Source organism: Bradyrhizobium sp. Pa8, assembly GCF_052588265.1.
Map to the genome: position 1 here is coordinate 3,471,877 of NZ_CP176767.1, position 15,595 is coordinate 3,487,471.

The following is a 15,595-nucleotide window of genomic DNA, read 5'->3' on the forward strand; positions in this document are numbered from 1 at the left end:
TCGGTTCTTGTCTGTCAAAGCCGATAGACGCGCGTCGCCGTCGTCCTGAAAACTGCGTCCTGCTGCTCGGTCGTCAGCCTCGCGCTTGCGGCACGAAAGGCGTCGACGAGCTCCCGATAGCTGGTCCACAATTTCTCGATCGGAAAATTGGAGCCGAACAGACAGCGCTCCGCGCCGAAAATGGCGACGGTATCGGTAAGGACGGCCGCGATGTGCGCGGGATCGTTGCGATGGATGAAGGTGCCGAGCCCGGAGAGCTTTGAGACCACGTTCGGACAGGCCGCGAGCCGGGCCATCCCGGCGCGCCAGGCGGCCCGGCCCGCGGGCGAAATGTCCTCCAGCATGCCGGCATGCTGGAGGATGAAGGTCATCCTGGGGCAGGACTCGGCGAGTTGCGCTGCATCCGGCATCTGCGGCGTGAAGACCTGGAGGTCAAAGCTCCAGCCGTAGTCGGCCAGGTGCGCGATGTTGCGGCGGACCATGGGATCGACGCAGAGATCGGGCTTGGCCACGAAGCGATAGAGCGGATTTTCGTGCCAGTGCAGCTGCATGCGCACGCCGCGCACGAGCGGATAGCGCTTCAGGCGATCGAGTTGCGGGCGCACGTCGTCGACGGCGAAGTCGGCGTAGGCGACGATGGCATGCGGCCAGCCGTGCTCGTCGGCAGTCTGCTGGAGCCAGGCTGCTTCGTCCTCGAAACGGTCGTTGGCCCAGTTGGTCTGGACATAGACCGAACGGGTGACGCCGGTGCCCTTGAGGTCGTCGAGATATTCCCGGATCGGATAATCGCGACGGATCGGCTCGTAGGGTCCAAAGATGCGCGGCTGCATCGGGCCGGTCAGCCAGGGCAGGTCGGCCTGTCGCCAGATGTGATGATGGCCGTCGACAATGTCGTTCACGCCGCTATCCTCCGTCCCAACGTCAGAATGTGCGCGACAATCGACGCGCTTGAACCGCCATCCACGAGATCATCGACGAAGCGCTGGATGGCCACCAGCGCCTCGGTCTGCGGGCGGAAGTCCGGGCCCGTCGCGAGCGGCGTCAGCCAGCTCACGCGCCAGGCGCGCCGCGACAGCTTTGCGACCGCGTCGCGCAACGCATCGACTTCGCCGCGCTCCAGCCCGTCCGACACGACGACGACGGCCGCGCCTCGCGCGTAACCGCCGAACCGCGGCACCGCGAGGAACGCTTGCAGTGCGTCGCCGATGCGGGTGCCGCCGTCCCAGTCGCTGACGAGGTGCGCCGCCGCGTTCAGCGCCTGCTCGCGACGCTTGAGACGCAACGGGCGGGTGACGCGGGTCAGCCGCGTGCCGAAGGTGAAGACCTCGGCATTGGGCGCGGCCTGCACCAGCGTGTGCGCGAGCTTCATGTTCTCCTCGGTGCGCGTCTTCATCGAGCCGGAGACGTCGATCAGCAGCAGGAGCTTTCGCCGGCGCTGGCGCCGCTTCAGGTGCCCGAGCCGCAGGATCTCGCCGTCGCTCCGCACGCTGTCGCGCAGGGTTCGACGAAGGTCGGCAAACGGCCCGCGGCGGGCACGCATGCGCCGGTGGCCGCGCCGTTGCGGCAGGCGCCGGGGAGCCTCGCGCGCCAGGCGGCGGAGCGCGTCGGTGGCGGAGAGCTGGGCGAAGCGGCGCTCCACCAGCGCCTCGGTGCGCGTCGCGGCGAGGCCGGATTCGTTGGCATCGTCGGAGAGCAGGGGTTCCTGTTCGCCGCGGCCCTCTTCCTGGAGCCGGACGGTCTCGTCGTCCTCGCCGTCATCGACGTGTTCGATGGCTGCGCTGCCGCGGAAGTGCAGGTCGAACAGCCGATCGAAGGTCGTGCGGCGCTCGGGTGGCGGGGCGAGCGTGGCCAGCGCCGATTGCCTGATGTCGTTGAGGTCGCGCGGCCCGAGCAGCTCGATCGCGGCGAGATAGGAGGTGGTCTGCTCGGGCGCGACGGCGAAGCCGTTAGCGCGCAGCAGCGCGACGAAGGAGACGAAGATGCGGGCAGCGCGCGGAAGCTCCGGCTCGGTGCTCATGCGGTTGCCTCCGCGAGCATGACGTCGAGCCGTGGCGAGATGAAGTGCAGGTCTTCCTCGTCTTTCAGCGCCACGCCGATTGAGCGTTTGAAGGCGTCGGGCCAGCGCGCACCGCCCTTGTGAAGCAGCGTCGCCGCTTCGGCCCAGTCGACCGCTTCCGCGATGCCCGGTGCCTTGCTGAGCGGCTCGCGGCGCAATTTGCCGACGGCCGCGACGACGGCCCGCGCGGTCGCCTCGGCGACGCTGGAGGCCCGCAGCATCACGATACGCGCCTCCCGCTCTTCGGTGGGATAGTCGATCCAGTGATAGACACAGCGGCGGCGCAGGGCTTCGTGCAGGTCGCGCGTCCGATTCGAGGTCAGCACGACCACAGGACGTTCGGCCGCGCGCACTGTGCCGCGTTCCGGGATCGAAATCTGGAAGTCCGAGAGAAATTCGAGCAGGAACGCCTCGAATTCCTGGTCGGCGCGGTCGATCTCATCGATCAGCAGCACGGTCGAATCGGGCGCGCGGAGCGTCGCCAGCATCGGCCGCTCAATCAGAAACGTCTCGCCATAGATGTCGATGCTCTCGTCGCCAGCCTGGCGGATCGCGAGCATCTGCCGTGGATAGTTCCACTCGTAGAGCGCGGCCGAGGCGTCGATGCCCTCGTAGCATTGCAGGCGGATGAGGCGGCGGCCGAGGACGGCGGCGATGGCTTTCGCGGCCTCGGTCTTGCCGACGCCGGGGGCGCCTTCGAGCAGGAGCGGTTTGCCGAGGGCAAGGCCGAGATAGGCTGCGGTCGCGAGCCCTTCATCGGCGAGGTAATAGGCTGCCCGAAGCGCCTTCTCCAGCGCCTCGGGGTTGTCGATGCCAACGATGTTGCTGCGAACTGCCATGGCCAGTCTCAGCGTCGCGCCTGTGGCCGCGCGCCGCCCTGGGTCTTGATCGCGCGCAGCACCTTTTCCGGCGTAATCGGCAGATCGTCGATGCGTACACCGACGGCGTTGAAAATCGCATTCGCGACAGCCGGCAGCACGGGATTGGCGCACATTTCGCCCGGTCCTTTGGCGCCGAACGGGCCATCTGGCGCGGGACGCTCCAGCACCGCAATATCGTGCGGGCAAATGTCGCCCGGGCCGGGCATCAGATATTCGACGAAGTCGCGGGGGCCGTGGACGGGGTCGGGATAGTGAGGCTCCGTCGTCTCGTACAGCGCGTGGCTGATGCCCATCCAGGCGCCGCCCACCAGCTGCTGCTCGACCAGGCGCGGATTGAGCGCGCGGCCGAGCTCGTAGGCGGAGTCCATGCGGACCATCGCGACTTCACCGGTCTCGTCGTCGACCTCGACCTCCGCCACGAGACAGGCATGGGCGTAGCAGGTCGCCGGCGACATCTCGCCGGTTTCGGGGTCGACGTTGGACAGAGGCACGAGGAATATGCCGCGGCCGGAGATGGTCTTGCCCTGCTTGAACTGGGCGGCGATGGCGACGTCCTTGGTCGAGATCGAGCGATGCGGCGCACCCTTGACGTGGATGTTGCCGCGTCCGTCCGTTTCGAGATCGGTGGCGTTGACCTCGAGCTCCTCGGCGGCCGCCTCCATCATCACGCCGCGTGCCTCGCGCGCCGCGGCCATCACGGCATTGCCGACGCGATGGGTGCCGCGCGAGGCGAAGGAGCCCATGCAATGCGGACCGGTGTCGGAATCCGCGGTATCGACATAGACGTCCTCGACGGGAACGCCCAGCGTCTCCGCGCAGATCTGACGCGTCACCGACTTCATGCCCTGGCCGAGGTCGATGGACGACAGCGCCACCGTGAACTTGCCGCTCGGGTTGGAATGAACCAACGCCTGGCTGGGATCGCCGCCGAGATTCATGCCGATGGGATAGTTGATCGACGCCATGCCGCGTCCGCGATGCCGGGTCATCAGCGCCTCCTGGTGCCGAACACGGAGGAGAAGCGGGGCGCGCCATGCGAGGGCGCGGCCGGCCGCGGTGGAGGTGGCGACGGCGCAGGGGGCGGCGGCTCGCGCGGTGGTTCGCGGGTGACGGTGGGCGGGAGCCGGTCATAGCTCGTGCGCTGCTGGACTGGTGCGACCGGCCGGCCGCGCGAATCCGTCGACGTCGGCGGGATCACGGCGCGGCTGCCGCCGCCATCCTTGCGCGACGACGCTCGCTTGAACTCCTCGCGGATCGGCCATTTCGCCTTCTCGGCGGCGACCTGGACGCATTCGATCAGCGCGGTGTTCTTGGCTTCGCGCCGATGCGCCTTCATGTCGCCGTCGCGATACGCATTGAGTATCCGGAACTCCATCGGATCCATGCCGACGAGGTTCGCCAGCTTGTCCATCTGACACTCGATCGCGAAATCCATCGCGGTGACGCCGAAACCGCGCATCGCCGTCGCGGGCGTCCGGTTGGTGAAGACGCAATAGACGTCGCCACAGACGTTCGGGATCGTATAGGGCCCGGGCAGATGCGCGGCGCATTTCACGGCGGCGTAGCTGGACAGCCGCGTATAGGCGCCGCTGTCGAAATAGGCGCGGATCTTGCGTGCGACGATGCGGCCGTCGCGCATCACGCCGTCCTTGATGTAGATGCGCTCGGCGCCGCGGGGCGGGCCGTACTGCATCTCCTCCTCGCGCCCGAACACGTAGCGGACGGGACGCCCGGTCAGCATCGCGCCCAGGATCGCGAGCGGCTCCGTCAGCGTATCCACCTTGCCGCCAAAGCCGCCGCCGACCGTGCCGCCGATGAAGTGAAAGGTGTTGGAAGGCAAGTCCAGGATCTTGGCGCAAGTGTCGACCGAGAAGAACAGCGCCTGCGTCGAGGTGTAGACGACGTAGCGGCCGTTGGTGTCGGGCGCGGCGATCGCGCCATTGGTTTCGGTCGGCGCGTGCTCGATCGGAGACATCTGGTAGCGTTGCTCCAGCACGTGGTCGGCCGTCGCGAGCGCGGCGTCGGCATCTCCGAAGCGCAGCTTCTGGTGATCATGGACGTCGTGATAGATGAAGGCATTCTTCGGATAGGCCTCGTTGACCACAGGCGCGCCGGCTTTGAGTGCGTCCTCGACGTCGAGCACGACCGGCAGCGGCGCGTAGTCGATCCGCACCTTTGCGATGGCCTCGAACGCCTCGCGCTCGCTGTCCGCGACGATGGCGACGACCGGCTCGCCCTTGTAGCGGACCTTGTCCGCCGCCAGCGTAGGCTCGTCGTCCTTGCCGAAGTTGATAAGGCTGAGAAGCGTGTTGAGATTGCGCGGCACGTCGGTGCCGCGGATGATCCGGCGTACGCCGGACGAGCGTTCGGCTTCCGTGGTGTCGATATGGCGCAACCGCGCATGCGCCTGCGTCGAGCGGACCACCTTCAGATGTAGCATGCCCTGAAGCTTGTGGTCGTTGAAATAGCTCGACGTGCCCGTGACATGGCCGAGCATGTCCTGGCGCTGCGTGCCCTTGCCGATCTCATTGAGATTGTCGTCGCGCTCGTCGGCGAAAATGTCCTTGCGCAGTTCCAGCATGACAAGATCCTTTAGGCGCTGGCCCGGCCGCCCGAAGCGGCAAGGATGGCATCGATGATGGGTTCGTAGCCGGTGCAGCGGCAGATGTTGCCGGAGATCGCCTCGACGACCTCGGCGCGGCTAGGCTGCGGATTGCGATCGAGCAGCGCCTTTGCGGCCATCAGCATGCCCGGCGTGCAATAGCCGCATTGGGCGGCAAAATTGTCGGCGAAGGCGCGCTGGAGCGGATGCAGGTTCGGGCCCTGCTTGAGACCGTCGAGCGTCTCGACCGACCGGCCGGCGACGGTTTCCGCCAGCGTCAGGCATGACAGGTGCAACTCGCCGTCGATCAGCACACTGCAGGTGCCACAGCCGCCCTGGCCGCAGCCGAATTTCGGCGTCATATCGCCGATCAGTTCGCGCAGAGCGACCAGCAGATTGGTGCCGCCATCGACGAAGATCGCGACGTCGCGGCCGTTATGACAAAATTGCAGGGCGGTCTTGGCCATGACGAGCTATTCCTGACCCGAGAGGAGACGGCGCAGATGTACGCCGGCGATCTCGCGGCGATACCAGGCGCTGCCGAGCGCGTTGTCGAAGGGTGAGGTGCCCTCGGTGACGGCTGACGCCGCGGCCCCGATGGTCGCGGCATCCAGCGGGCGTCCCTCGAGCACACGCTCGGCGGCGCGTGCCCGAATCTGGGTCGGCGCCATCGAGCCCAGCGCGATCCGTGCCCCGGCGATCCGGCCGCCGCTGATCGGCAGATGGGCTGCGAGCGTAATGACGGAGCCGCCCTTTGGCTTGATACGGGCGACCTTGTGGTAGCGGAAGGCGTCCGCGCTCACCGGCCGTGCGCAGGACACCGAGAGCACCAGCGTGCCGGCCTGCCGCTCGCGCGACTGCAAGAACTCTTCGATGGCGATGTCGCGCGTGCCAAAGCCGCCCTGCACGGCGACGGTCGCATCGAGCGCAAGCAGCGCCACCGCGAAGTCGCCATAAGGACTTGGCGCGAACAGGTTGCCCCCGACCGTGCCCATGTTGCGCACCGCAGGTCCGCCGATCGAGCGGGCAGGGGCGTGCAGGAAGCCGAGGTCGCGCTCGGCGAGGATTTTTGCGAAGGTGATGCCGGCCCCGAGCGTCACGCGCGGGCCCGACGCGTCGATCCGGGTCAGGGCTTGGTCGCTGGCGCGGATGACGGTCGAGACGGAGACGTCACCCTCGTTCAGCGCCCGCATCACCAGCGTGCCGCCGCCGAGATAGCGTGCGCCGCGATCTGCCGACAGCGCGCCGGCCGCTTCGCTAGTGCTGGCAAAAGTCTTGACTGTCACGGCCATTGCTATGCCGCCTCCTTCAGGTGCCGGCGGATCGCCTCGAAGCCGGCTTGGTAGATGTCTTCCGCGACCATGTGGACGATGCGATCGCGGTCCTCCGGCCTGGTGCTGAAGCGCGACTCCCAGTGCCAGAAGGTGCGATCGCCGTCGGTCACCGGCAGCAGGCGGACGTGCGCCACGTAGTTGAACATCGGCACCGGCGTATCGAGCAGGCAGTAGCTGAAGGTCTGCTCGAGATCGGAGAGCGCCAGCAATTGCTCGCGCAGCTCCGATCCGTCCTGCAGCTTGAAGCGCCTGACACAACCGATTTTGTCAGGGGAGTGCGCGCGCTCGATCGTGGAGGTCGCGACCGCCGGATGCCAGCGATCGTGTCCATTGAAGTCGCGCAGCACATCCCACACCGCATCGGTGGGCGCATCCAGGATCGTGCTCTTGACGATATGCGGCACGGAGTTCACCCCCCGAACTGGCGCTTGAGGGCGTCGAAGCCGCCCTGGAATACGCCGCCGCCGATATTGCCGACGAGCTCCGCTTCCCGTTCGGGTACGCAGTCGAACTCGGCGGTCCACTCCATGAAGGTCTGGTCCCCGTCGGTGACCGGCGTCAGCCGCAGGGTCGCGACGTAGTTCTCCACGCCCATGGGGGATTCCAGGATCGAATAGGTGCAGAACATGTCGTAGTCGGACAGGCCGAGCAACTTCTCGCGGATGCGGTCGCCGTTGCGCAGGCGAAAATCCCTGACACAGCCGATCTTGTCCGAGGGCTCGCCGCCCTCGATGCGGCTTTCCGCGATCGCGGGATGCCAGTTCGGCATGCCGTTGAAGTCGCGCACCCGTGCCCAGACGCGATCGTTGCGCGCATTGACGACGGTTGAGACATAGACGCGGGCCATGATGCGACCTCAGCTCTTCTTCCGGGGGCTGCGCTCCGCGGGCGGTTCGCCCTCGGTCGAGGGCGAGGGAGCTGCAGCCGGCTTCTCGCCGCCTCCGCCTCCACCGCCGCCCTTGCGGGCGGACTCCTTGATGCCTTGCATGTCGCGCGCCTCGCGGATCAGGCCCGGCATCTTGGCGAGGCTGCCGCCCTCGACGCCGATATCCGCCAGAAGCGAATCGATCAGCGGCGCCTGGACGCGGTAGCGCAGCGCCGAGTCGATCACCTCGTCGGTGGCGCTGCGGCCGCCATTGCCGCCATGGCCGTTGCCGTTGAGGCCGTCGACCTGGAGGATGCGGATGCCCTCGATCTTCTCCATCGGCTTGACGCTCTCGCGCACGATGCCTTCGATCCGGTCGAGCAGCTTCCTGCGGAACAGCGAGTAGCGAGCCTGGTCGGTCAGCACGTTCTCGGCCTCGTTGAGCAGCCGCTGCGCCTCGGCCTCGACGGCCGCGCGCACGCGCTCGGCCTCGGCGGCAATCCGGGTCTCCTCGGCCTGCTTCTCGGCGATCACGATTTCCACGCTCTTGCGACGCCTTGCGATCTCGTTTTCGCGCGCGGTGATGACGCGCTCGGTGGCCTCCGTCGCATGCATCCGCGCTTCCTCGGCCGAGGCCCTGGCTGCGGACTCCTCCAGCGACTTCAGGTGGATCGCGATCGCCTTCTCCATCAGAACGGTCTCGACCTCCTTCTCGCGGTTGACTTCGAGCTTGCGCAGCTCGCGCTCGCGGCCGATGCGGGCTTCATCCAGGCCGCGATCCGACGAAATGCGGGCACGCTCGACCTCTTCGCGCGCGGCGATCTCGGCTTCCTGCAGCGACTGGACGCGGGCGACCTCGAGCTGCTCGATCGAGCGGCGGCGTTCGATCCGCGCCGCCTCCAGCGCCTGCTCGCGTGAGACGTCGGTGGTCTCGACGTCCTTGCGTGCGACGATCTCGGCCTGCTTGACCTGACGGTCGGCGTCGATGCGTTCGGAACGCTTGGTGGAGAGCGCGATGACGCGGTCCTCGTCCGCGATCTCGATCGCCTTCTTCTGCTCGATATTGAGCACTTCGCGCTTCTTGGACGAATTGATCCGCTCGGACTCCAGCGCGAGATCGACGCCGATGCGCTGGCGCTCGATCGCGTCGCGCCGCTTGAGGTCGGCCGCCTCGACTGCGGCGGTGCGCTCGATCTCCAGCGCCTTGGTCTCCCTGTCGGCCTGGATCCGCTCGGCCGCGATGGCCTTCTCCTGCGCGATGCGCGCGGCCTCGATCGCCTCGCGGGAGGCGATGTCGGCTTCCTCGACGGCGCGGTTGCGGGCGATCTCGAGCGAACGAACTCGCTCCTCCTGGGCGATGCGGGAGGCTTCGGTGGCTTCGCGCGCGCTGATGCCGGCGACATCGAGTGCCTGGTTACGTTCGATCTCCAATTGCCGCGTATTCTGCTCAGCGGCGATGCGCTCTGCGGAAAGCGTCCGCTCGCGAGCGATGCGCGCGGCCTCGACCGCGCGCTGGGCCTCGATCTCGGCTTCCTGGATCGTGCGCACCTGCTGGATCTCAAGCGCGCGGGTGCGCTCGTCTGACGCGATGCGCTCGACATTGACAATCATGGTCTGGGCGATGCGGGCCTTTTCGGTCGCTTCGCGGGCGGCGATCTCGGCCTCGTCCACGGCGCGGGTCCGCTCGATCTCGCGGCGCCGTGTCTCTTCTTCATTGGCAATACGGGCGTCGGTCACCACCCGGTCCTGCTGGATACGCGCTTTCTCGATCGCCTCGCGGGCGGCGATCTCGGCTTCCTCGATCGTACGCATCCGCTCGATTTCGCGCTGGCGCACCTCGCGCTCGGAGGCGATGCGGCTGGTGTCGATCGAGCGCTGGTTGGCGATCCGGGTCTTCTCGACCTCCTCGCGGGCGAGCAGTTCCTTCTCTTCGATGGTGCGGGCGCGCTCGATCTCCCGCTGGCGGGTCTCGCGCTCGGACGCGATGCGGGCTTCCGCGATCGCCTGGTCGTTGGCGATGCGTGCCTTCTCGATGGTCTCCCGCGCGGAAATCTGCGCTTGCTCGGCTTCGGTCTCGCGGAGGGCCCGCTCACGCGCGACCTCGGTGCGTTGCAGGGCGCGGCGCATCTCGATGTCACGCTCCTGCTCGAGGCGAGCCGTCTCGCTTTCGCGCTCGATCTCAAGGGCCTGTCGCTCGGCCTCCAGATTCCGGGAGCGGATCTTGATCATCGAATCCTGCTCGATGTCGTTGCGCAGCTTGCGCTTGGCCTCGATGTCCTCCATCAGGCGTGTCAGACCTTCGGCGTCGAAGCGGTTCGAAGGATTGAAGAATTCGAGATCGGTCTGGTCGAGATCGGTGATCGCGACGGACTCCAGCTCGAGTCCGTTCTGAGCGAGGGCCTCAGCCGCGTTCGCCTTGACGCGGGCCACATACTCGCCGCGTTGCTCGTGCATCTGCTCCAGGGTCATCTCCGAGGCAATCGAACGGATCGCGGAGATGAATTTACCGGCGAGGAGGGCGTGGAGCTGCTCGGGCTCCATGGTGCGGCGGCCGAGCGTGGCGGCGGCGATGGACACGGCTTCGCGGGTGGCCTGAACGCGGACATAGAAGTCGGCCTCGATGTCGACGCGCATGCGGTCACGGGTGATCACGGCGTCCTGCCGGGAGCGCACGATGCCCATCGGCTGCACGTTCATGTTGACGGGTGTGTAGTCGTGGATGAAGGGCAGCACGAAGGCGCCGCCGTTGATCACGACGCGCTCACCAAGCAGGCCGGTCCGGACGAATGAGGTCTCCTTGGACGAGCGATGGTAGAGCCAGTTCACGATGTAGACGCCAACCACGATCACCACGATGGCGACGATCAGCCAGAGGATCAATTCACCGACCAGAGTCCCTGACATATTTTCCTCCCTCGACCTTCCGGCGTTATCGCGCGCCGATCGCCTTGAATTTGCGTACCTGATCCGTCAGCGCCCGCTCGACCGGCAGCCGCTCCATCGAGGAGGCGCCGTAAAAGCCGTGGCAATAGCGGGTGTTCTTCATGATAAAATCGGCGTCGTCCGGATCGGCGATCGGTCCGCCATGGGCGAGCACCAGAATGTCCGGATTGACGCTGAGCGCGGCGGAGGCCCAGGTGTCGATGCGCGCGGGGCAATCCTTGAGCTTGGGCGCAGTCTGCGCGCCGATGGTGCCCCCGGTCGTGAGGCCGAGGTGACAGACGATGATATCCGCGCCCGCGATCGCCATCGCGGCGGCTTCCTTCTCGGTAAAGACGTAAGGCGTCGTCAGCAGGTCCTTCTCGCGCGCCCTGGCGATCATGTCGATCTCGAGCGCGTAGGACATACCGGTCTCTTCGAGATTGGCGCGGAACACTCCGTCGATCAGGCCGACGGTCGGAAAGTTCTGCACGCCGGCGAAACCGAGCGCCTTCAACTGGTCCAGGAAAGCGTCCATGTCGCGGAACGGATCGGTGCCATTGACGCCAGCTAGCACTGGCGTTTTGGTCACGACGGGCAGCACTTCGCCGGCCATCTCCAGCACGATGGCGTTGGCGTCGCCATAAGCCATCAATCCCGCAAGCGAGCCGCGGCCGGCCATGCGATAACGGCCGGAATTGTAGATGACGATGAGATCGACGCCACCGGCTTCCTCGCACTTGGCCGACAGGCCGGTGCCGGCGCCGCCGCCGATGATGGGCTCGCCGCGCTTTGCCATGTCGCGGAAGCGTTTCAACAGTTCTGCGCGTTCAAACCGGGCCATCGGTCACCTCGCTAGTCTCCGGCGCGCCCCGGTGCGGCCGAACAAGGTCCGGAACGCGCTGACAATGGTGGAGGCGAACTCGGGATCGTTGATGTTCTTGGGGACGCGGATGAGCTGACGGTTGGCGGTCTGCCGCACGTTCCGCTCCAGCGCACGGAACAGCGCTGCATCGGCATCGGGCTCCCAGAACGGCTGTCCCCGCGCGTCGAGCGCGGAGACGCCGCCCTCGGGCAGGAAGAAGCGCACCGGGCCGTCCATCTGGTTGAGCCGATCGGCGATCCACCGGCCCATGCGTTCGTTTTCGTCCGCGGTGGTCCGCATCAGGGTGACCTGCGGGTTGTGGACGTGGAATTTGCGGCCGCGGTAGCGCTCTGGAATGGTGTCCGGGGCGCCGAAATTCACCATGTCGAGCGCGCCCACCGAGCCGACATAGGGTAGGCGGCTGCGGATGATCGCACCGAAGCGGTCGTCGGTCGCCGGGAATACGCCACCCATCAGGAGATCGCAGATTTCCGTGGTGGTGAGATCGATGACGCCGGCGATCTGCCCGGAATCGACGAGTTTCTCCATTGAGCGGCCGCCGACGCCGGTGGCGTGGAAGACGAGGCACTCGAAATCCTCGCGCAGATCGGCCGCGATCTTCTGCACCGCCGGCGTGGTGACGCCGAACATGGTGATGCCGACCGACGGCAATCCGCCGTCGCCGTGATCCTTCCGCGCGTGCTGATCGAGGCGCGCCCTGACCATGCCGGCCAGCGCATGGGCGCCATTGGCGAGCACGGCACGCGAGATCGAGTTGAGGCCCTGCACGTCGGTGACCGAATGCATCATGGTAATGTCGGCGGGGCCGACATAGGGCCCGACGTCGCCGGAGGCGACGGAGGAGATGATCAGCTTGGGCACCCCAACCGGAAGAGTCCGCATCCCCGGCGCGACCAGTGACGCTGCGCCCGAACCGCCCGCCGAAATGACGCCGGCAATATTGCTCTGGCGACGCAGCCAACTGGCGAAGGCCTCGGCCATCGCGGTGACGGCGGCGCCGCGGTCGGGTCCGAACACCGCCGATCCGCCACGCCCATGGTTCAAGGCGATCTCCTGGGCGGAGACGTCGCTGGTTGCGTGCCGGCCGCTGGTGGAGACATCGACCAGTCGTGTGCGCAGTCCGCTCCCGGCGATGATGTCGCGGATGAAGCGAAGCTCCGTGCCCTTGGTGTCGAGCGTGCCGACGACGAGCACGACCGGGGGTCCCTGCGTTTGCGCCGCGACCGGCTCGCGCCGGCGCCGGGCGGTCTCGTCGAGACGCGCCACCGGTGTCGAGAGCGTGCGGGCAGCGGCCTCGATGCGGGCGATCGGGACCGGCTGTGACCATCGGGTGGGCGGCGTCGGGTTGGAGATGTAGACGCGGATGGGGCTGCCCTGACGGGACGGCTGGGGCGCGGCCTTCGCCCCGGTGCCTGCCGTCGGCATGTCGATGGCGGGCGCGAGCTCGGCGTGGAGGCCGACGCCGAGCAGGCGCTGCTGCAACTCCCGGTCCGCGGCAAGGCGCACGGAATCGATAATGCGGTTGATGCGGCCGTTGACCATGATCGCGACGTTGCGCGAGACGGCCGTGGCCACACCGATGTTCTGCTCGATCACGAGCACGGACATGTCGCCGTCCTCGCCAAGCCGTACCAGCATCTCCTCGACCTGGGCGACGATGACGGGCGCAAGCCCCTCGGTCGGCTCGTCCATGATCAGGAGCTGCGGATTGGTGAGCAGCGCGCGGGAGATCGCCAGCATCTGCTGCTCGCCGCCGGAGAGCTGGCCGCCGCCATGATCCTTGCGCTCGGCCAATCGCGGAAAGGTCTCGTAGATGCGCTCGACCGTCCACGCCCCGCGCCGCAGGCCCGCTGCAAGCTGAAGATGCTCGTCGACGCTGAGCGAGCGCCACAGCCTCCGGCCCTGCGGCACGTAGCCGACGCCGAGCCGGGCTATGTGGGCGGGCGGCCGCCGGGTGATGTCGTCGCCGCGGACGCGGATCGAGCCGCCGCTGACCGGGACCAGCCCCATGATCGCCTTACACAGCGTGGTCTTGCCCATGCCGTTGCGACCGACCACCGAGAATACGCCGGCTTCGAGCGTCAGGTCCACGCCCTGCAGCGCATGCGAATGCCCGTAGTAGACGTCGAGGCCGCGGACCTCGAGCGCGGCGGCGGAGCGGCGGGCCTCACTCATGGCCACCTCCGAGGTAAAGCTCCTGCACCTCGGGATCGGACTGGATCTCCTGCGGCAGGCCTTCCTTGAAGATGCGCCCGTTGTGCATCATCGTGACGCTCTCAACGACGCGCAGGGCGACGTCCATGTCGTGCTCGATGATGATGTAGCCGATATGCGCCGGCAGCGAGGTCAGTATCTCCACCAGCTCGGCACGCTCGGTCGGAGACAGGCCCGCGGCCGGCTCGTCGAACAACACGAAGCGCGGCGCGCCGGCGAGCGCGAGTGCGATCTCGAGCTGGCGCTGCTGGCCATGCGCAAGCTCGGCGACGCGCTGGTCCTTCACGCCCGTGAGATGGACAGCCTGCACGAGATTGTCGGCCGCGCTCATCAGCGCGTCGTTCTGTCCGGGGCGCAGGAACGAGAAGCGGCCGCGCGAGACGCCGCGGCAGGCGAGGTAGACGTTGTCCTGGACGGTGAGACCGGGAAAGAGCGCGGAGATCTGGTAGGTCCGGCGCAGGCCGCGGCGGATGCGCTCGTAGGGCGGGAAGTGGGTGACGTCCTCGCCGAAGAAACGGATGGTGCCGGAGGAGGGCGGGAAATCGCCGGTGATGCAGTTGAACAGGGTGGTTTTTCCGGCACCATTCGAGCCGAGCACGGCGCGCCGCTCGCCGGGGCGCACTGTAATGGTGACGTCGGTGAGCGCGGCCAGCGCGCCGAACAGGCGCGTCACGCCGCGAAGCTCCAGCGCCGCGCCGGCGCCGACGGCTGAGAGGCGTTGCGCGACGCTATCCATGACCGGATCCTTGACCAGATCCTCGGCCGTGACGTCCGCTTGAACGGGCCGCGCCGGATCGCTGGCGCTGTCGCCAGCTCTGCCAGAGCCCGATCACGCCGTCCGAGGACCAGAAGACGATGGCGAGGAAACCGAGGCCGATCAGCAGCCGGAAGCGGTTGCCGTCGAGCCCGAGCTTGACCAGGAAGTCGAGCGCGAAGGTGCGTAGCAGCACGAAGATCAGCGCGCCGATGAAGGGACCGATGGGACGCGTGATGCCGCCGACGACGGCGATGATGAGGATATCGATGCAGGCGCCGACGCTGACGGATCCGGGCGAGATCTGCCGGTAGTTCCAGACCTGAAGCACGCCGGCCAGCGCCGCGACAAAGGACGCGAAGGCGTAGGCGGCGACGCGGTGCGCATTGACGTTGAAGCCGAGCGCCGCCATGCGGCGGGGATTGTCACGCACACCTTGCAGCGCCAGGCCGAACGGTGCGCGGGAGATGTATTCAACGGCGAAGTAGCACAGCGCAGCAACCGCGAGCACGATGTAATAGAAGGGAATGTCGGCGCGCCAGTTGACGCCCCAGAAATGCGGCGTTGCAACAGTGTTGATGCCGGTATGGCCGTTGAAGATCGCCCAGTTCTGGTTGGTGAAATAATAGAAGGCCGCGCCGATCGCGAGCGTGATCATGATGGTGTAGATGCCCTCGGTGCGCACCGCCAGCGCGCCGCCAAGCGTGCCGAACAGGGTCGCGAGCGCGAGCGCCATCGGGACTGCAAGCCACCACGGCCAACCCAGGCTGATATTGGCGTTGCCGCTGACGCCGAACACCGCGACCATATAGGCGGAGAAGCCTGCGATGGTGAGCTGCATCAGGCTGACCATGCCGCCGTAGCCGGCGAGGAACATCAGGCTCAGCGCCATGATTCCGAGGATCAGCGTGGTCGCAAAGATCTCGATCAGGAAGAAGCCGTTGGCGATCAGCGGCATGATCAGGAGAATGGCCGCGACAATCCAGGCTGCAGGATTGTTGATCTCCGGCCATCCGCGCAACGCGGGGCGCTGCGCGGCTGCGGCGGGACGAACGGTGACGCGGGCGTCGTGGGCGAGCGACAT

The 15,595-nt window shown here is 67.1% G+C and carries 14 protein-coding genes; all 14 read right to left on the reverse strand.

Going from position 1 to position 15,595, the window contains the following annotated elements:
• Window positions 1-14: 14 nt before the first annotated feature.
• Genes ACKWRH_RS15510 through ACKWRH_RS15575 form a run of 14 tightly spaced genes read right to left on the reverse strand, consistent with a single transcriptional unit; the run spans window position 15 to window position 15,595 of the window.
• Window positions 15-899: an amidohydrolase family protein gene (locus tag ACKWRH_RS15510; RefSeq protein WP_445221260.1), complete on the reverse strand. Its 885-nt coding sequence runs from the start codon at window positions 897-899 to the stop codon at window positions 15-17.
• Window positions 896-2,017, reverse strand: coding sequence for a vWA domain-containing protein (locus ACKWRH_RS15515; protein WP_445221261.1), 1,122 nt, complete (start codon window positions 2,015-2,017; stop codon window positions 896-898). Before ACKWRH_RS15515 ends, ACKWRH_RS15510 begins: the two co-directional genes overlap by 4 nt.
• Window positions 2,014-2,895: an AAA family ATPase gene (locus ACKWRH_RS15520; RefSeq protein ID WP_028147224.1), complete on the reverse strand. Its 882-nt coding sequence runs from the start codon at window positions 2,893-2,895 to the stop codon at window positions 2,014-2,016. Before ACKWRH_RS15520 ends, ACKWRH_RS15515 begins: the two co-directional genes overlap by 4 nt.
• Window positions 2,896-2,903: 8 nt before the next feature.
• Entirely contained in the window at window positions 2,904-3,926 is a 1,023-nt protein-coding gene (locus ACKWRH_RS15525; RefSeq protein ID WP_445221262.1) for a xanthine dehydrogenase family protein molybdopterin-binding subunit, read from the reverse strand.
• A complete protein-coding gene (locus ACKWRH_RS15530; protein WP_445221263.1) occupies window positions 3,926-5,518 on the reverse strand; it encodes a xanthine dehydrogenase family protein molybdopterin-binding subunit in 1,593 nt (530 codons plus the stop codon). Before ACKWRH_RS15530 ends, ACKWRH_RS15525 begins: the two co-directional genes overlap by 1 nt.
• Before the next feature lie 11 nt (window positions 5,519-5,529).
• Window positions 5,530-6,006, reverse strand: coding sequence for a (2Fe-2S)-binding protein (locus ACKWRH_RS15535; RefSeq protein ID WP_445221264.1), 477 nt, complete (start codon window positions 6,004-6,006; stop codon window positions 5,530-5,532).
• A 6-nt stretch (window positions 6,007-6,012) separates the two neighbouring features.
• A complete protein-coding gene (locus tag ACKWRH_RS15540; RefSeq protein WP_445221265.1) occupies window positions 6,013-6,831 on the reverse strand; it encodes an FAD binding domain-containing protein in 819 nt (272 codons plus the stop codon).
• 2 nt (window positions 6,832-6,833) lie between these two features.
• The gene (locus tag ACKWRH_RS15545) at window positions 6,834-7,277 is read right to left on the reverse strand and encodes an SRPBCC family protein (RefSeq protein WP_063986523.1); all 444 of its coding nucleotides are present in this window, start codon (window positions 7,275-7,277) and stop codon (window positions 6,834-6,836) included.
• Window positions 7,278-7,282: 5 nt separating this feature from the next.
• The gene (locus tag ACKWRH_RS15550) at window positions 7,283-7,720 is read right to left on the reverse strand and encodes an SRPBCC family protein (protein ID WP_445221266.1); all 438 of its coding nucleotides are present in this window, start codon (window positions 7,718-7,720) and stop codon (window positions 7,283-7,285) included.
• A gap of 9 nt (window positions 7,721-7,729) precedes the next feature.
• Window positions 7,730-10,642, reverse strand: coding sequence for a flotillin domain-containing protein (locus ACKWRH_RS15555; protein ID WP_445221267.1), 2,913 nt, complete (start codon window positions 10,640-10,642; stop codon window positions 7,730-7,732).
• Window positions 10,643-10,667: 25 nt separating this feature from the next.
• A complete protein-coding gene (locus ACKWRH_RS15560) occupies window positions 10,668-11,501 on the reverse strand; it encodes a phosphoenolpyruvate hydrolase family protein (protein ID WP_445221268.1) in 834 nt (277 codons plus the stop codon).
• A 3-nt stretch (window positions 11,502-11,504) separates the two neighbouring features.
• Window positions 11,505-13,718, reverse strand: a complete 2,214-nt coding sequence (locus tag ACKWRH_RS15565) for an ABC transporter permease (protein WP_445221269.1) — start codon at window positions 13,716-13,718, stop codon at window positions 11,505-11,507.
• Window positions 13,711-14,493, reverse strand: coding sequence for an ABC transporter ATP-binding protein (locus ACKWRH_RS15570; RefSeq protein WP_014496422.1), 783 nt, complete (start codon window positions 14,491-14,493; stop codon window positions 13,711-13,713). Before ACKWRH_RS15570 ends, ACKWRH_RS15565 begins: the two co-directional genes overlap by 8 nt.
• Window positions 14,486-15,595 (reverse strand): branched-chain amino acid ABC transporter permease, encoded by a 1,110-nt coding sequence (locus ACKWRH_RS15575; protein WP_445221270.1) that lies wholly within the window; start codon window positions 15,593-15,595, stop codon window positions 14,486-14,488. The genes ACKWRH_RS15570 and ACKWRH_RS15575 overlap by 8 nt, the downstream gene beginning before the upstream one ends.